The 18,234-nt window shown below is 53.6% G+C and carries 14 protein-coding genes and 1 riboswitch; of the genes, 10 read left to right on the top strand and 4 right to left on the bottom strand.

Going from position 1 to position 18,234, the window contains the following annotated elements; all coding sequences use genetic code 11:
* Window positions 1–104: 104 nt before the first annotated feature.
* On the top strand, window positions 105–1,001 hold the full coding sequence (metF, locus tag FD744_RS19050; RefSeq protein WP_160868984.1) for a methylenetetrahydrofolate reductase: 897 nt from the start codon (window positions 105–107) through the stop codon (window positions 999–1,001).
* A gap of 232 nt (window positions 1,002–1,233) precedes the next feature.
* Here the strand turns inward: metF and ppc are convergent, their stop codons facing one another.
* Both ppc and argE read right to left on the bottom strand, forming a co-directional pair.
* Entirely contained in the window at window positions 1,234–3,885 is a 2,652-nt protein-coding gene (gene ppc / locus FD744_RS19045; RefSeq protein WP_045833619.1) for a phosphoenolpyruvate carboxylase, read from the bottom strand.
* A 246-nt stretch (window positions 3,886–4,131) separates the two neighbouring features.
* On the bottom strand, window positions 4,132–5,280 hold the full coding sequence (argE, locus tag FD744_RS19040; protein ID WP_160868983.1) for an acetylornithine deacetylase: 1,149 nt from the start codon (window positions 5,278–5,280) through the stop codon (window positions 4,132–4,134).
* A gap of 169 nt (window positions 5,281–5,449) precedes the next feature.
* Between argE and argC the strand changes: the two genes are divergently transcribed.
* From argC to oxyR, 5 genes are all read left to right on the top strand, one after another.
* Window positions 5,450–6,454 carry an N-acetyl-gamma-glutamyl-phosphate reductase gene (gene argC, locus FD744_RS19035; protein WP_034823925.1) on the top strand — a complete coding sequence of 335 codons (1,005 nt, stop codon included), beginning with the start codon at window positions 5,450–5,452 and terminating at the stop codon, window positions 6,452–6,454.
* Between the two features lie 15 nt (window positions 6,455–6,469).
* On the top strand, window positions 6,470–7,243 hold the full coding sequence (gene argB / locus FD744_RS19030) for an acetylglutamate kinase (RefSeq protein WP_058960105.1): 774 nt from the start codon (window positions 6,470–6,472) through the stop codon (window positions 7,241–7,243).
* 15 nt (window positions 7,244–7,258) lie between these two features.
* Window positions 7,259–8,476, top strand: coding sequence for an argininosuccinate synthase (locus tag FD744_RS19025; protein WP_038644110.1), 1,218 nt, complete (start codon window positions 7,259–7,261; stop codon window positions 8,474–8,476).
* Between the two features lie 76 nt (window positions 8,477–8,552).
* Window positions 8,553–9,926 carry an argininosuccinate lyase gene (gene argH / locus FD744_RS19020; protein ID WP_058960104.1) on the top strand — a complete coding sequence of 458 codons (1,374 nt, stop codon included), beginning with the start codon at window positions 8,553–8,555 and terminating at the stop codon, window positions 9,924–9,926.
* Between the two features lie 264 nt (window positions 9,927–10,190).
* Window positions 10,191–11,108, top strand: coding sequence for a DNA-binding transcriptional regulator OxyR (gene oxyR, locus FD744_RS19015; protein WP_034823715.1), 918 nt, complete (start codon window positions 10,191–10,193; stop codon window positions 11,106–11,108).
* Here oxyR and sthA read toward each other — a convergent pair.
* Window positions 11,091–12,491, bottom strand: coding sequence for a Si-specific NAD(P)(+) transhydrogenase (gene sthA / locus FD744_RS19010; RefSeq protein WP_021506825.1), 1,401 nt, complete (start codon window positions 12,489–12,491; stop codon window positions 11,091–11,093). The genes oxyR and sthA overlap by 18 nt on opposite strands.
* Before the next feature lie 194 nt (window positions 12,492–12,685).
* On the opposite strand from sthA, the gene fabR reads away from it, so the two are divergent.
* On the top strand, window positions 12,686–13,330 hold the full coding sequence (gene fabR, locus FD744_RS19005) for an HTH-type transcriptional repressor FabR (RefSeq protein WP_034823706.1): 645 nt from the start codon (window positions 12,686–12,688) through the stop codon (window positions 13,328–13,330).
* A gap of 18 nt (window positions 13,331–13,348) precedes the next feature.
* The gene (locus FD744_RS19000) at window positions 13,349–13,705 is read left to right on the top strand and encodes a YijD family membrane protein (protein WP_034823705.1); all 357 of its coding nucleotides are present in this window, start codon (window positions 13,349–13,351) and stop codon (window positions 13,703–13,705) included.
* Between the two features lie 36 nt (window positions 13,706–13,741).
* On the opposite strand, the gene trmA is transcribed toward FD744_RS19000, so the two are convergent.
* Window positions 13,742–14,845 (bottom strand): tRNA (uridine(54)-C5)-methyltransferase TrmA, encoded by a 1,104-nt coding sequence (gene trmA, locus FD744_RS18995; protein ID WP_160868982.1) that lies wholly within the window; start codon window positions 14,843–14,845, stop codon window positions 13,742–13,744.
* 111 nt (window positions 14,846–14,956) lie between these two features.
* Window positions 14,957–15,138, top strand: a riboswitch (cobalamin riboswitch).
* A 69-nt stretch (window positions 15,139–15,207) separates the two neighbouring features.
* Between trmA and btuB the strand changes: the two genes are divergently transcribed.
* Together btuB and murI are read left to right on the top strand one after the other, a co-directional pair.
* A complete protein-coding gene (btuB, locus tag FD744_RS18990) occupies window positions 15,208–17,079 on the top strand; it encodes a TonB-dependent vitamin B12 receptor BtuB (RefSeq protein ID WP_160868981.1) in 1,872 nt (623 codons plus the stop codon).
* On the top strand, window positions 17,024–17,875 hold the full coding sequence (murI, locus tag FD744_RS18985) for a glutamate racemase (protein WP_160868980.1): 852 nt from the start codon (window positions 17,024–17,026) through the stop codon (window positions 17,873–17,875). Before btuB ends, murI begins: the two co-directional genes overlap by 56 nt.
* Window positions 17,876–18,234: the final 359 nt, after the last annotated feature.

The raw sequence follows: 18,234 nt of genomic DNA, 5'->3' as shown, positions 1-18,234 counted from the left end.
TTGACGCTAACGCGCTAATGGTTCATTTTGTGCATCTGGACGTCTAAACGTATAGATGTTCGCAGGCCGCAAGTTAATCGATATGTGACGACGAGGTAATCTGGATGAGTTTCTTTCACGCCAATCAGCGCGAAGCGTTGAACCAAAGCCTGGCTGAGCTGAACGGGCAAATTAATGTCTCTTTTGAATTTTTCCCGCCTCGCACCAGTGAAATGGAAGAAACCTTGTGGAGTTCGATTGATCGACTGAGCATCCTGAAACCGAAATTCCTCTCTGTCACCTACGGTGCGAACTCTGGCGAACGCGACCGTACGCACAGCATCATCAAAGGCATTAAAGAGCGCACCGGCCTGGAAGCGGCTCCTCATCTGACCTGCATTGATGCCACGCGTGATGAGTTACGCACCATCGCGCGCGATTACTGGGATAACGGTATCCGTCACATCGTGGCCCTGCGCGGCGATTTGCCTCCGGGTAGCGGCAAGCCTGAGATGTACGGCGCTGATTTGGTTGAATTGCTTAAAGAAGTGGGCGATTTTGATATCTCCGTAGCCGCTTATCCGGAAGTGCATCCTGAAGCGAAAAGTGCGCAAGCGGATTTGATCAACCTGAAGCGTAAGGTTGATGCTGGTGCCAACCGCGCCATCACGCAGTTCTTCTTTGATGTTGAGAGTTACCTGCGCTTCCGCGATCGCTGTGTTGCGGCAGGCATTGATGTCGAAATCGTGCCGGGCATTTTGCCGGTATCGAACTTTAAGCAGCTGCAGCGCTTTGCCACCATGACCAACGTGCGCGTGCCGGGCTGGATGAATGCGATGTTTGCCGGACTGGATGACGATCCAGAAACGCGCAAAATGGTCGGCGCTAACATCGCCATGGACATGGTGAAAATCCTGTCACGCGAAGGGGTGAAGGATTTCCACTTCTACACGCTGAACCGCGCAGAATTGAGTTACGCCATCTGTCACACGCTGGGTGTGCGTCCGGCCTTAAGAGCCTGATTTTATCAAATAGAGTTATGAGGGGGGCCAATGTGCCCTCTTTTTATTGGCACCAAGTTACCCAGCGGGAAGAGGCGGCAAATGGAGTAAAGCGTTGGGCGCCATGGATGGCGCACGCCGAGCGATCAGGGACGAGACAGCGGCTTTACGTAATTGCCGCCTCTTCCCGCGACGCGCAACACCCATTAAAAAAGGGGCACATTGGCCCCTTCGTGATTAGCGTTTTACGCCACTAGCCCGTATTACGCATACCCGCTGCTACACCCGCAATCGTCACCATCAACGCTTGTTCAACACGCGCATCCGGCTCGTCACCACGCTCTTCCTGCGCACGTGCACGATGCAGCAGTTCAGCCTGCAACACGTTGAGCGGATCGGTGTAAACGTTCCGCAGCGCGATAGACTCGGCGATCCATGGCTGGTCAGCCATCAAATGCGCATCGTTGGCGATGGTCAACACGGCTTTGATATCCGCAGCCAGCTGATCGCGCAACTGCAGACCCAGCGGCCACAGTGATTTATCAACCAGACGCTGATCGTAATACTCCGCCAGCCACAGGTCAGCTTTCGAGAACACCATCTCCAGCATGCCCAGACGGGTGGCGAAGAACGGCCATTGGCTACACATCGCTTCCAGCTGGTCCTGATGCCCTTCGTCCATCGCCTTCTGCAGCGCCGCACCGGCACCGAGCCAGGCTGGCAGCATCAAGCGGTTCTGCGTCCAGGCGAAGATCCACGGAATCGCACGCAGTGATTCCACGCCGCCGGTAGGACGGCGCTTCGCCGGACGTGAACCGAGTGGCAGTTTACCCAGCTCTTGCTCTGGCGTGGCCGAACGGAAATACGGTACGAAGTCCGGGTTTTCACGCACATAGCCGCGATACATGGCGCAGGAATGGGCTGACAAACCGTTCATGATCTCTTTCCACTCGCGCTTAGGCTCGGGCGGTGGCATCAGGTTGGCTTCCAGAATCGCACCGGTATACAGCGACAGGCTGGCGATGGTGACTTCTGGCAAACCGTATTTGAAGCGAATCATCTCGCCTTGTTCGGTCACGCGCAGGCCGCCTTTCAGGCTGCCCGGCGGTTGCGACAGCAGTGCTGCGTGTGCCGGTGCGCCGCCACGGCCGATGGAACCGCCGCGTCCGTGGAACAGCGTTAGCGTGATGCCGGCTTTCTCACAGGTCTTGATCAACGCATCCTGTGCTTCGTACTGCGCCCAGCTGGCGGCCATCACGCCGGCATCTTTCGCCGAATCGGAATAACCAATCATCACCATTTGTTTGCCGTTGATGAAACCGCGATACCAATCGATATTCAGCAACTGCGTCATGACGTCATTGGCGTTGTTCAAATCGTCGAGGGTTTCGAACAGTGGCGCTACCGGCATCGCGTAAGGAATACCGGCTTCTTTTAACAGCAAGTGCACCGCCAGCACGTCCGACGGCGTTTTCGCCATCGAAATCACGTAAGAGGCGATGGAACCTTGCGGCGCTTCAGCCACCACTTTACAGGTATCCAGCACTTCGCGCGTGTTGTCGCCCGGCTCCCATTGATGCGGCAGCAGCGGACGTTTGGAGTTCAGTTCACGGATCAGGAACGCCTGTTTGTCGGCTTCTGACCAGCTTTCGTAGTCACCCAGCCCCAGATAGCGCGTCACTTCGGCAATCGCTTCGGTGTGGCGGGTGCTCTCCTGACGGATATCAATACGCACCAGCGGCACGCCAAAGCACTTCACGCGGCGCAGCGTATCCAGCAACTGGCCATTGGCGATGATGCCCATGCCGCACTGTTGCAGAGATTGATAGATGGCGAACAGCGGTTGCCACAGTTGATCGTTCGAGACCAGTAGATCGGCAGGGCGCGGCAGGCGCTCGCCTTTCAAACGACGGCCTAAATAAGCTTGCGTGGTCATCAGCTGGCCACGGATGCGCTTCAGAATCATGCGGTACGGTTCCAGCGCTTCTGGATCGCCGCACAACTCGCGTACTTCATCGCTGCATTCGGACATCGACAGTTCAGAAATCAGCACGCCCACGTCGCGCAGGAACAGGTCGGCGGCTTTCCAGCGGCTCAGCTGCATGGCATGGCGCGTGATAGGTGCGGTGACGTTCGGGTTGCCGTCGCGGTCGCCGCCCATCCATGAGGTAAATTTGATCGGCACGAAATCGACAGGCAGCTTGATGCCAAAGGTCTCTTCAACCTGCTCGTTCAGCTCACGCAGGAAAGCCGGTACGCCTTGCCACAGGCTATTTTCGACCACGGCAAAGCCCCATTTGGCTTCATCAATCGGTGTTGGACGATACTTACGGATTTCATCGGTATGCCAGGCTTGTGCGACCAACTGACGCAGGCGACGCATGACTTGCGTGCGCTCGTAATCGGAGAGATCGCTGTGGTCGAGTTGCTGCAGGCAGCTATTCACTTCGCCGAGCATGTGGATCAGCGTACGTCGGGTGATCTCCGTTGGGTGAGCGGTCAGCACCAGCTCCAGCGACAGTTCTTCAATCGCCTGACGAATCGAACTTTCGCTGATGTCGTTTTGCTGCTTCAGACGCTCAAAGGTCTTCTTCAGGATTTCCGGATTATTCGCGCCATCGCCGCTGCGGGAGATGGTCTGATACTGCTCTGCCACGTTGGTCAGGTTGAGGAACTGGCTAAACGCGCGTGCAACAGGTAGTAACTCGTCATTAGACAGGTTTTGCAGCGTGTTCAGCAGTTCCTTACGATCGGTGTCATTGCCTGCGCGGGAGGACTTAGAGAGTTTGCGGATGGTTTCCACCCGATCGAGGATGTTCTCTCCCAGTGCATCCTTTATCGTATCCCCGAGCAGTTTGCCGAGCATACTGACATTACTTCGCATTGCGGAATATTGTTCGTTCATTTGACCCTGACACCCTTATCGTCTTGAAAGTACCCTTACACCCAACGGGCATAACATCGTCTTTTATCTAGCCACGGTTCTTCCTGTTCGTCAATTGACTTAAATTGACGATAATTCGCTGCTAACTACCGGAAATTCATAGAATTAACTTGGGGGGAAGCGAGATAAGTTATTCTTATTATCAAATCCCGAACAATGACCGGGCAATTTACTGTTTTAACAGTGAATTGCCCCATCTATTATTCATCAGTGACAAAAATGCTGAACAACCTGCGTGATAAGCGCATGAGTTGGCTTAATAAATGCGGTATCGATAAATTCATCTGGCTGGTGCGCCTGATTGATCGATCCTGGACCTAAAACCAGCGTTGGACACAATTGCTGGATAAAAGGCGCTTCGGTGCAATAGTTCACCACTTCAGTCGGCACACCCAGCAGTTTCTCTACCACTTTCACCAGCTCATGATCGGCCGGACATTCGTAGCCAGGAATCGGCGGGTGCAGTTCACCTACCGTTAAACGCCCCGGCCAGCGTTCGCTCACTGGCGCCAATGCTTCCTTCAGCAAGCCATCTAAATCGCTCAGAGTTAAGCCCGGCAGCGGACGAATATCCATGTGCAATTCGCAGCAGGCGCAGATACGGTTCGCGGCATCGCCACCGTGAATGTGACCAAAGTTCATGGTCGGGTAAGGAATCGCAAATCCATCGTGGTTATAGCGATTTTTCAGGGTATTGCGCAGTTGCATCAGTTGGGTGATGGATTCATGCATCAGCTCAATCGCATTCACACCGCGTGAAGGATCGCTGGAGTGACCGGACTGGCCCTGAATACGGATCACATTCGACAGATGGCCTTTGTGCGCACGCACCGGCTTCAGTGAGGTCGGCTCACCAATGATGGCGCAATCCGGACGCAACTGGGTGGATTCGGAAAAGTACTTTGCACCGGCCATGGTGGTCTCTTCATCGGCGGTGGCGAGGATGTACAGTGGCTTGCTGAGTTTGGTCACGTCAACGTCACGCAGCGCATCCAGAATAAAAGCAAAGAAGCCTTTCATATCCGCCGTACCTAAACCGTATAGCTTGTTGTCGTGCTCGGTCAGGGTGAAAGGATCGCGCGTCCAGCGGCCATCATCATAGGGAACGGTATCGGTATGGCCTGCCAGCAGCAGGCCGCCAGCACCCAAACCGCTGCGTGCCAGCATATTGAATTTATGACGCGTACCCGGGACTGGCTGGACTTCAACACTGAAGCCTAAATCGCGGAACCAGCCCGCCAGCAAATTGATTAAAGTTTCATTGCTCTGATCCAGCGCGCTGTCAGTGGCGCTGATCGATGGTGTGGCAATCAGCTGGCGGTAGAGTTCGATAAAAGGTGGTAATTTTGTCTTCACTGTTGACGGTCCTTGGGTTAGGATGTATCAATATTCATGCATTAATAGTGAATAAAAATACAATAACGTCGTTTGCAAGTGAAGCGTAAAATCATCTGCAAACGGCATCGTGGGCAACGGGGCAAAGCCGCGACCCGGAATGAGTGACTGTAAAAAGGGTTACAGCCTGATGTTGAATACGCTGATCGTTGGTGCCAGTGGTTATGCTGGCGTAGAGCTTGCCACTTACCTGAATCGCCATCCGCATATGAACATAACCGCTTTGGCGGTTTCAGCGCAAAGCCCGGACGCCGGAAAATTACTCTCCGATCTGCATCCGCAGCTGAAAGGCATTGTCGATTTGCCGCTGCAGCCGCTGAGTGAGGCTTCCGAGTGGGCAGACAAAGTCGATGTGGTGTTCCTCGCGACCGCGCATGAAGTCAGCCACGATCTGGCACCCGAATTCCTCAAAGCAGGCTGTGTGGTGTTTGACCTTTCCGGTGCGTTCCGTGTCAACGACGATGCTTTCTATACTCAATATTATGGTTTCAGCCATCAGCATCAGGATTGGCTGGATAAAGCTGTCTACGGTCTGGCCGAATGGCAGCACGACAAAATCAAAGATGCACAGCTGGTTGCTGTGCCGGGTTGCTACCCAACGGCCGCACAATTGTCATTGAAGCCGCTGGTCGAAGCCGGTTTGCTTAACGATGCACAATGGCCGGTGATCAATGCCACCAGTGGTGTGAGCGGCGCAGGGCGTAAAGCCAACGTCGGCACCAGCTTCTGTGAAGTGAGCCTGCAGCCGTATGGCTTGTTCAATCATCGTCATCATCCTGAAATCGTGGCGCATCTCGGTACGCCTGTGATTTTCACCCCGCATCTGGGTAGCTTCCCGCGCGGTATTCTTTCGACCACCACCTGTCGCCTGAAAGCGGGCGTGACGCAGCAAGACGTGGCGGATGCCTTCCACAAGGCTTACCACGACAAACCGCTGGTGCGTGTGTATGACAAAGGTGTCCCGGCACTGAAAGCCGTGGTCGGCTTGCCGTTCTGCGATATTGGCTTTGCCATGCAGGGCGAGCACCTGATTGTGGTGGCGGCCGAAGATAATCTGCTGAAAGGTGCCTCTTCGCAGGCGGTTCAATGCTTAAACATTCGTTTCGGCTACCCTGAAACATTGTCTCTGATTTAACGGACGGAAACTGCAATGAATCCATTGATTATTAAGCTGGGTGGCGTACTGCTGGATAGCGAAGAAGCGCTGGCCCGCTTGTTTGATGCGCTGCTGGCCTACCGCAATGAACATCAGCGTCCGCTGATCATTGTGCACGGCGGCGGCTGCCTGGTGGACGAGCTGATGAAGAAGCTCGCTCTGCCAGTGAAAAAGAAGAACGGTTTGCGCGTGACGCCAGCCGATCAGATTGACATTATTACTGGTGCCCTGGCGGGTACAGCGAACAAGACCTTGCTGGCCTGGGCGAAGAAATATGGCATTGGTGCCGTTGGCTTATGCCTCGGTGATGCGGGCCTGGTAAACGTGGCGCAGTTCGACGAGGAACTTGGCCATGTGGGCAACGCGACGCCAGGTAATCCAGCGCTGGTGAATACCTTACTGAGCGCGGGCTATATGCCGGTGATCAGCTCCATCGGTATTACTGACGGCGGCGATCTGATGAACGTCAACGCTGACCAGGCAGCGACCGCGCTGGCAGCGACCATTGGTGCTGATTTAGTCCTGCTTTCAGATGTCAGCGGTATTCTCGATGGCAAAGGTCAACGTATCGAAGAGATGACGGCCGATAAAGCACAGCAGCTGATCGATCAGGGCATTATTACTGATGGCATGATCGTTAAAGTGAACGCGGCACTCGATGCCGCACGTACTTTAGGTCGTCCGGTTGATATCGCCAGCTGGCGCCATGCTGAACAGCTGCCAACCCTTTTCAACGGCGTGTCGATTGGCACCCGGATTCTCGCATAATCAAGGATTTAAGACATGAGCACGCAAAACATCAAAAAAATCGTTCTGGCCTATTCTGGCGGTCTGGATACTTCGGCCATCATTCCATGGTTGAAAGAGAATTACGGCGGTTGTGAAGTGGTGGCATTCGTGGCCAACATTGGCCAGGACCCAGCCGATCTGGAAGGCGTTGAGAAGAAGGCGCTGCAGTCTGGTGCATCTGAGTGTCACGTTGCTGACCTGCGTGAAGAGTTCATCAGCGAATACGTGTATCCCGTGCTGCAAACCGGTGCTTTGTACGAAGGCACTTACCTGCTGGGCACCTCAATGGCACGTCCTATCATCGCTAAAGCGCAGGTTGAACTGGCGCTGAAAGTCGGTGCAGACGCGCTGTGCCACGGTGCGACCGGTAAAGGCAACGATCAGGTGCGTTTCGAAACCACCTACACCGCATTGGCTCCACAGCTGAAAGTGGTTGCGCCATGGCGTGAGTGGGATCTGCGTTCACGTGAAGCGCTGCTGGATTACCTGAAAGTGCGTAACATCCCAACGACGGCATCACTGGAAAAAATCTACAGCCGTGATGAGAACGCGTGGCACATCTCTACTGAAGGTGGCGTGCTGGAAAGCCCAGCGAATGCACCGAACAAAGATTGCTGGGTGTGGACCGTTGATCCACTGGAAGCGCCAGATCAGCCAGAGAACGTCACCGTGACCGTTGAGAAAGGTCGTGTGGTGGCGGTAAACGGCGAGAAGCTGAGCCCGTTCCAGTGTCTGGAAAAACTGAACGTGCTGGGCGCGAAACACGGTGTGGGTCGTATCGACATCGTGGAAAACCGCCTGGTCGGTATCAAATCTCGCGGCTGCTATGAAACCCCTGGCGGCACCATTATGGTCAACGCACTGCGTGCGGTTGAGCAGCTGGTACTGGATCGTGACAGCTTCAAATGGCGTGAGCAGCTGGGCCACGAAATGTCATATGTAGTTTACGACGGTCGCTGGTTTGCGCCGCTGCGTAAATCTATCCAGGCTGCTGCCGAGTCCCTGGCAGAAGAGGTGAATGGCGAAGTGGTACTGCAGCTGTATAAAGGCCACGCCACTGCGATTCAGAAAACCTCGGCGAACAGCCTGTACTCGGAAGAGTTCGCGACCTTCGGCGAAGACGAAGTTTACGACCACAGCCACGCGGGCGGCTTCATCCGTCTGTTCTCTCTCTCTTCACGCATTCGTGCATTGAACGAGCAGAAGAAGTAATACCGCGGCAGATAACACATTTTGCAAGGGCGGCTTCGGGCCGCCCTTTCTATAACAGCATTCAGGAGTAAAGCAGATGGCACTTTGGGGCGGACGTTTTTCGCAGGCAGCAGACCAACGGTTCAAACAGTTCAACGACTCACTGCGTTTTGACTATCGTCTGGCGGAGCAGGACATCACCGGTTCGGTAGCGTGGTCTAAAGCGCTGGTTACCGTGAATGTGCTGAGCAGCGATGAGCAGCAGCAGCTGGAAGGCGCACTGAATGAACTGCTGGCAGAAGTGCGCGCCAATCCAGAGCAGATTCTGCAAAGCGATGCCGAAGATATCCATAGCTGGGTAGAAGGCAAGCTAATCGACAAAGTCGGCGCACTGGGCAAAAAACTGCACACTGGCCGTAGCCGTAACGATCAGGTCGCCACCGATCTGAAACTGTGGTGCAAAGAGCAGGTCGCGGTGTTGCTGGACGCCACGCGCGAATTACAATCTGCCCTCGTTGCCACCGCTGAAGCTAACCAGGACGCGGTGATGCCAGGCTATACGCACCTGCAGCGTGCGCAGCCGGTGACCTTTGCGCACTGGTGCCTTGCCTATGTAGAAATGCTGGCGCGTGATGAAAGCCGTCTGCAGGATACGCTGAAGCGCCTAGACGTGAGCCCGCTGGGCTGTGGCGCACTGGCCGGCACCGCATATGAAATCGATCGCCAGCAGCTGGCGGGCTGGTTAGGCTTTGCCTCTGCTACCCGTAACAGCCTTGATACCGTGTCTGATCGTGACCACGTGCTGGAGCTGCTGTCGGATGCCTCAATCGGCATGATTCACCTTTCACGTTTCGCAGAGGACCTGATTTTCTTCAACACTGGCGAAGCGGGCTTCCTTGAACTGTCTGACAAAGTAACGTCGGGTTCTTCATTGATGCCACAGAAGAAAAACCCGGATGCACTGGAACTGATTCGCGGCAAATGTGGCCGTGTACAAGGCGCACTGACCGGCATGATGATGACGCTGAAAGGCTTGCCGCTCGCCTACAACAAAGACATGCAGGAAGACAAAGAAGGCCTGTTCGATGCGCTCGATACCTGGGTTGATTGCCTGCATATGTCAGTACTGGTGCTGGATGGCATTCAGGTGAAACGTCCACGTTGTCAGGAAGCGGCCGAGCAGGGTTACGCCAACTCCACCGAACTGGCGGATTATCTGGTGGCCAAAGGTGTACCGTTCCGTGAAGCGCACCACATTGTCGGTGAAACCGTGGTTGAAGCGATCAAGCAGGGCGTGGCGCTGGAAGCGTTAAGCCTGGCGCAATTGAAGCAGTTCAGTGCGGTGATTGAGGATGACGTTTATCCGATTCTGTCGCTGCAATCCTGCCTCGACAAGCGTAATGCACAGGGCGGTGTGTCGCCTCAGCAAGTCGCATTTGCCATCGCTGAAGCGAAAAAGCGTTTAGGCTAAAAAAAGAGCGGGCTCCTTTTCGGTAGCCCGCCAACCTCTAGCTTCAGAAATACATATTGTTATAGGCACATCATCAAGGGCTGGCACTCCCGGCCAACACTATGATTTTTCGAGCTCATTGCAGGTGATGCTCGATGTCATCTCTACTTCGTTTTCAACATTGCTTGCTATGGCCGGTATTATTCCTGTTCATCGCTTGATAGGGCTAATCGTTCATTGCTATTCTATCTATCGCCACGGGCTATCGTGGTTTGGAGGAAATCAATGAACATTCGTGATCTGGAGTATCTGGTTTCGCTTGCGGAGCATCGCCATTTCCGGCGTGCAGCTGATGCGTGTCATGTCAGCCAACCTACCTTGAGCGGTCAAATTCGTAAGCTGGAAGATGAGCTCGGTGTGATGCTGCTGGAGCGTACCAGCCGTAAGGTGTTATTTACCCAGGCTGGACTGTTGCTGGTGGATCAGGCGCGAACTGTGCTGCGCGAAGTCAAAGTGCTGAAGGAGATGGCGAGCCAACAGGGTGAAGCGATGTCCGGACCGCTGCATATTGGTCTGATTCCAACCACTGGCCCGTATTTGCTGCCGCAGATCATTCCCATGCTGCATCAAACCTTCCCTAAACTCGAAATGTACCTGCACGAAGCGCAAACGCAGCAACTGCTGGCACAACTCGACAGTGGCAAACTGGATTGCGCGATTCTGGCGCTGGTGAAAGAGAGCGAAGCCTTTATTGAGGTGCCGCTGTTTGACGAGCCGATGAAGCTGGCGATCTACAAGGATCATCCATGGCACGATCGCGATCGTGTGCCGATGTCTGATCTGGCCGGCGAAAAGCTGCTGATGCTGGAAGATGGCCACTGCTTGCGCGATCAAGCCATGGGCTTCTGCTTTGAAGCTGGTGCGGATGAAGATACCCATTTCCGCGCCACCAGCCTGGAAACGCTACGCAACATGGTCGCGGCAGGAAGCGGCATTACTTTGCTGCCTTCGCTGGCGGTGCCGAATGAGCGAGTGCGTGATGGCGTGTGCTATCTGCCTTGCTATAAGCCGGTTCCGCAGCGCACGATTGCTTTGGTTTATCGCCCAGGATCACCTCTGCGCAGCCGCTATGAGCAGCTGGCAGAAGCAATCAAAACCCACATGCAGGGTTATCTGGACACCTCGTTAAAACAGGCGGTTTAAGCCGTTGAGCGCCGCGACGCGATAGGCCTCGGCCATGGTCGGATAGTTGAAGGTGGTATTCACGAAGTACTCGATCGTGTTGCCGCCATTCTTCTGCTCCATAATGGCTTGCCCGATGTGAATAATTTCTGCCGCACGTTCGCCAAAGCAGTGAATACCTAAAATCTCTTTGGTTTCACGATGGAACAGAATCTTCAGGCTACCCACGTGCATCCCCACAATCTGCGCACGCGCCAGATGCTTGAACTGCGCACGACCCACTTCGTAAGGCACTTTCATCGCAGTTAGCTGCTGCTCAGTTTTACCCACAGAGCTGATCTCCGGAATGGTGTAAATCCCGGTGGGAATATCTTCGATCAAATGAGCTGTGGCTTCACCTTTGATGATCGCCTGTGCCGCAATTCGGCCCTGATCGTAGGCGGCTGAAGCCAGACTCGGATAACCAATCACGTCGCCCACTGCATAGATGTGCGGCTGCGCAGTCTGATACATACTGTTCACTTTCAACAGGCCACGACCATCGGCTTCCAGCCCGACATTTTCCAGCGCCAGTGAATCGGTGTTACCGGTACGGCCGTTGGCATACAGCAGGCAATCCGCTTTCACTTTCTTGCCCGACTTCAGGTGCATGATCACGCCATCACTCACACCTTCAATCTTCTCAAACTCTTCGTTGTGACGAATCACCACGCCGCTGTTCCAGAAGTGATAGGAGAGCGAATCTGACATTTCCTGATCGAGGAACGCCAGCAAACGATCACGGGTGTTAATCAAATCCACCTTGACGTTCAGGCCACGGAAAATTGATGCGTATTCGCAACCAATCACACCGGCACCGTAGATGATCACATGGCCAGGTTCATGATGCAGATTGAGGATGGAGTCGGAGTCGTAAATGCGTGGGTGCGTAAAGTCGACGTCTGCAGGATGGTAAGGACGTGAACCGCACGCAATCACGAATTTTTCTGCGGTTAAGCGTTCGCGGGTGCCATCGGGCTGTTCAACTTCGATGGTGTTGGCATCAACAAAATGGGCATCGCCCTGATAAAGCTCACAACGGTTGCGCTCATAAAATCCTTGACGCATTGCCGTTTGCTGACTGATAACGTTTTCGGTGTGATTCAGAATGTCAGCAAATGAGGAGCGCAGGAGTCGGGTGTGATCGCTATAAAGAGGGTTTTGATTGAACTCGATAATACGGCTGACAGCGTGACGTAAAGCTTTGGAGGGGATGGTCCCCCAGTGAGTACAACCGCCGCCGATATTATGGTAGCGTTCGATCACTGCAATGCGCGCTCCCTGCTTCACCAGGCCCATTGCCGCACCTTCGCCGCCTGGACCTGAGCCAATCACAATGGCATCGTAATCGTAAGACTTTTGCATACCAGTACGTCCTATTTTTCTATCACATTTTTACAACGAGATTCTAACATCTCACCGCGCACTTCTGAATTCTAACAGCGAAAAATCCCCAGTTTTGACAAAGCGTGAGGTACACAGGCGGTCACAAACTTTGCGCCACTGTACGCTGAAAAGTTTGTTATAGTGCCTTCCAGATCACTTAAAAGGCCGGGAAAATGGGCGTCAGGGCGCAACAGAAAGAACGTACAAGACGTACGCTGATTGAAGCAGCCTTCAGTCAGTTAAGTGCAGAAAGGAGTTTTGCCAGCCTGAGTTTGCGTGAAGTTGCGCGTGAAGCCGGGATTGCACCTACCTCGTTTTATCGTCACTTTAAAGATGTGGATGAACTGGGTTTGACCATGGTCGACGAAAGCGGCCTGATGTTACGCCAGTTGATGCGCCAGGCACGCCAGCGCATTGCCAAGGGCGGCAGCATCATCAAGACCTCCGTTTCCACATTTATGGAATTTATCGGGAACAATCCCAACGCTTTTCGTCTCTTACTACGCGAGCGCTCCGGAACATCGGCCGCGTTCCGTGCCGCAGTTGCGCGAGAAATTCAGCACTTTATTGCTGAGCTCGCGGATTACCTTGAGCTGGAAAATCGGATGCCGCGCAGCTTTACCGAAGCGCAAGCCGAAGCCATGGTGACCATCGTGTTCAGTGCCGGTGCGGAAGCGCTGGATGTGGATATCGAACAGCGTCGCAAGCTGGAAGATCGCCTGGTGCTGCAATTACGTATGATCGCTAAAGGCGCTTATTACTGGTATCGCCGGGAGCAGGAACGTCTGGCGGTAACCCTGGAAAAACCCGAAGAGTAATGTGATAAGGATAATGAAATGATTGAGCAAAACCCACGCGATAAAGGAACCCTGTTACTGGCTTTTATCACCGGTTTAGCGATCAACGGCTCCTTTTCGGTGCTGTTCAGTACGTTTGTGCCTTTTTCGATATTCCCGCTGATCGCCCTTGGCCTCGCAGCCTGGTGTCTGCATCAGCGTTATCTTAACCGCAATATGCCCGATGGCATGCCTTCACTGGCCGCGGCGTTTTTCCTGTTGGGTATTCTGGTGTACAGCGCGCTGGTGCGTGCTGAATATCCGGATATCGGTTCCAACTTCATTCCGACCATTTTGATGGTGGCGCTGGTGTTCTGGATTGCCACGCGCTTCCGCCGTGCCAGGAACAAGAGCTAAATACAACAACGGGAACCGCAGGGTTCCCGTTTTGTTTTACGCTTTACGCGTGAGCCAGACACCGCATTCCATATGATGGGTGTACGGGAACTGGTCGAACAGCGCCAGCCGCGACACGTCATGCGTTTCACCCAGCGTGGCAAGATTGTCGCACAGGGTTTGCGGGTTGCAGGAGATATACAGGATGCGTGGATACGCCTGCACCATCTTCACGGTTTCCTCATCCAGGCCACTGCGTGGTGGATCGACAAAGATCGTCTCGCATTGATAGCTCTTCAGATCGATACCTTCTAAGCGGTTGAAGCTGCGCACGCCATTCATCGCCTGCGTAAACTCTTCCGCCGCCATGCGAATGATCTGCACATTATCGATATGGTTGGCGGCAATATTGTACTGCGCTGATGCTACCGAAGGTTTCGCAATTTCCGTCGCCAGCACGCGATGGAAGTTACGCGCCAGCGCCAATGAGAAGTTGCCGTTGCCGCAGTACAGCTCCAGCAAATCACCACGTGAGCCCTGAGTGACATCCAGCGCCCATTCCAGCATCTGAATATTCATCGCCGCATTCGGCTGGGTGAAGCTGTTCTCCACCTGACGATAAATCATCTCTTTGCCCGCTACGGGCAGGCATTCATCGACGTAATCGCGATCAAGGCAGATTTTGGTTTTGGTGGCGCGACCAATCAGCTGTACATCAATGCCTTCAGCGCGCAGTGTGTCGCGCAGCGTGGTGGCGGCTTCCGTCCAGTCCGCTTCCAGCTTGCGGTGATACAACAGCGAAATCACAATCTGATTGCTCATCGTCGACAGGTAGTCGATTTGGAAAAGCTTGAAACGCAGCGCTTTGTTATCACGGATCGCATCGATCAATTTTGGCATCAACTGGTTGATCAACGCGCTGGCAGCAGGGAATTGATCCACACGGATGCGCTGCTTAGTCTCTTGATCAAAGATGATGTGGTACAGATCGTCGCCATCATGCCAGATACGGAATTCGGCGCGCATACGGTAGTGGCTGACCGGTGAGCGGAACACCTCCACGTCAGGCGCGGCAAAGGGCACCATCATCGCCTGTAAACGGCTGACTTTTTCCGCCAGTTGCGCGTCGTATTGTTCAATCGGGAGCTGTTCGGGTGTCATCTTTAATCCTGGTAATAAGCTAGCTTGCCGGGCGATTGTAGGCATTCACCTGCTGATGTCCAGTTCTGTGAGAAGTTGATGGCTGGCAGTCTGGATTCGCGACCTGCTTAACCGTAGACTGCGACTGCCGGCCTCCTTGAGTTAAAAGGGAATCCAGTGTGAATCTGGAGCTGACGCGCAGCGGTAAAAGAATGTCATGGTGATCGATCGATAAACACTGTCCTGAGGGATGGGAAGTTTTTCACCATTTATGATTCTCAGCCCGAAGACCTGCCGGTGTGTCGTCGCAATCACTGCAACCATCGCGTGCTATCGGTTGCAGGCCTGCGGCATCCTGCTTCGTCTTTTGGATGCTTACAACAATGAATAAAAGCAAAACTACGCTGTGTGCCTTTAGTGCAACGGCGCTTTCACTCTGGGCTGCATATGGCTACGCTCAGGATGATGATACGCAAATCGTTACCGCCAACCGCTTCGCTCAACCGGTTTCATCTGTGCTGGCACCGACAACGATAGTCACCCGTGAAGAGATCGATCGCTGGCAGGCGAAAAGCCTGACGGATGTGATGCGCCGTTTACCGGGCGTGGATATCGCGCAGAACGGTGGCCTTGGTCAATCCAGCTCGATGTTTATCCGTGGTACTAACTCCAGCCATGTGCTGATATTAATTGACGGCGTTCGTCTCAATCAGGCGGGTATTTCTGGTTCGTCTGATCTAAGCCAGATTCCGTTGTCACTGGTGCAGCGCATCGAATATATCCGTGGCGCGCGTTCAGCGGTTTATGGTTCGGATGCGATTGGTGGGGTGGTGAACATTATTACCGGCCGCGATAAAGCAGGTACCACGTTGACGGCGGGTGTCGGTTCCAATGGCTACCAAAGTTATGATGGTTCCACGCAGCAAATGCTGGGGGATGCCACCAAACTCACCATGGCGGGTAATTATACCTACACCAAGGGTTACGACGTGGTGGCCAACTTGCCTGACGTTTACGGCGATCCCGCGCAGAAAGACCGTGACGGCTTTATGAGCAAAACCTTGTATGGATCGTTGGAGCATCAATTTAACGATGAATTCAGCGGTTTCGTGCGTGGCTATGGTTTCGACAACCGAACGGCTTACGATGGTTACCCTACTTATGTAGAGCCGAACACCTTTGTCGATACTCGCCAGCTTTACAGCCAAACCTGGGATACCGGTCTGCGCTTCAATCAGGGTATCTACTCATCCCAATTAATCGCCAGCTACAGCCATACCAAAGATTACAACTACAGCCCGCAACTCGGTAAATACGATGCGACCGCCTCATTAAATGATGTGCAGCAGTACAACCTGCAGTGGGGTAACACTGTGCAGGTCGGACATGGTGCAATCAGCGGGGGCGTGGACTGGCAGAAACAGACTTCAGAACCGGGTACTAACTCCACTATTGAAGGTCAGGAACAACGTAATACTGGGATTTATGCTACTGCGCAGCAGCAATTTGGCAGCGTAACGCTGGAAGGGGCAGTACGTGGCGACGACAATGATGCGTTTGGCTGGCATAACACCTGGCAGAGCAGTGCCGCGTGGGAGTTTGTTGACGGCTACCGTGTTTTCGCTTCTTACGGTACGGCATTCAAATCGCCGAATTTAGGACAGCTTTACAGCCAGACGTATGGTAACCCGGATCTGAAGCCTGAAAAGAGCAAGCAGTGGGAAGGGGGCTTTGAGGGGCTGACGGGCCCGGTAAACTGGCGTGTATCCGGCTACCGCAATGATATCGACAATCTGATTGATAGCGACCCAAGCACTTACGTTTATTACAACATCGATAAAGCACGCATCAAAGGGGTGGAAGCCACAGCATCCTTCGATACTGGCCCGCTCAGCCATCAAATCTCATACGATTATGTTGATGCGCGTGATGCAGAGACTAATCAGCAGCTAGTACGCCGTGCTAAGCAGCAGGTGAAATACCAACTCGACTGGACAATCTACGATTTTGACTGGTCTGTGACCTATCACTATCTTGGCGATCGTTACGATAACGATTACAACCACTCTTACACGCCGCAGCGCGTGAAATTGGGCGGTGTGAGCTTGTGGGATCTCGCAGTCTCGTATCCGGTCACATCACAACTCACCGTTCGTGGTAGAATTGCCAACCTGTTCGATAAAGACTACGAGACAGTGTATGGCTATCCAACTCCAGGAACGGAGTATTACCTCAGCGCCAGCTACAGCTTCTGATCTGCGTCCCACCGTGCTGGTGTTTGACTCCGGTGTCGGTGGGCTCTCCGTCTATGATGAGGTCCGGCAATTGCTGCCGGATCTTCACTATCTATACGCCTTCGATAATGAAGGTTTCCCTTACGGCGAAAAAACCGAAGACTTTATTGTCGAGCGCGTGGTTGCCGTCGTTGACGCGATTACAAAACGCTTTCCGCTGGCATTAGTCATTATTGCCTGTAACTCCGCCAGTACCGTTTCTTTACCCGCACTGCGTGAGCGCTTCGAATTTCCTGTTGTCGGCGTTGTTCCTGCGATTAAACCCGCTGCTCGTCTCACGCGTAATGGTGTCGTGGGGTTACTGGCGACACGCGGCACGGTCAAGCGTCCTTATACACATGAGCTGGTGGCGCAGTTTGCGCGGGATTGCAAAATCGAAATGCTGGGTTCTGCTGAGCTGGTCGAACTGGCAGAAGCGAAGCTGCATGGTGCAGAGGTTGAGCTGGCCGATGTGCGTCGTGCTGTACAGCCTTGGTTACGTATGAAGGAGCCGCCTGATACCGTGGTACTTGGATGTACCCACTTCCCGCTATTGCGTGACGAGCTGCAAATGGTACTGCCTGAAGGCACGCGGCTAGTGGATTCTGGTGCAGCCATTGCACGCCGCACAGTATGGTTATTAGAACATGAAGCGCCGCACGCCGTTTCTTCTGGTCAAAATATGGCGTTCTGCACGCTTATGGATGAGGAGGCGGTGCAATTATCACCGGTTTTACGGCGTTATGGCTTTCCATTGCTGGAAAAACTGGCGATTTAGTGGGGTTTCGACGAAAAAAACAGCACTCAGAATTTAATTTGCATTTAGCGCTTGTCAGCCAAAAAGAAATCCCTATACTGCGCCTCCACTGACACGGAACAACGGCTTACGAAGCGAAGTGTTCAGGAGGTGGTCTTCAAGGCAACCTTCAGAAAAGCAAAAATAAATGCTTGACTGAGAATGCGGAAAGCGTAATATACGCATCCCGCGCCGCTTGAGAAATCGCGGCACTGCTCTTTAACAATTTATCAGACAATCTGTGTGGGCACTCGCAGGATTGATATCAGCGTCTCCGGACGTAAAAAATATCAAGTCTCACGAGTGAACACATAATGAAATTCATTATGACGTTTTACAGA

The organism is Pantoea sp. Taur (assembly GCF_009830025.1).
GTDB lineage: Bacteria > Pseudomonadota > Gammaproteobacteria > Enterobacterales > Enterobacteriaceae > Pantoea > Pantoea communis.
This window is presented reverse-complemented; position numbering and strand designations above follow the sequence as displayed.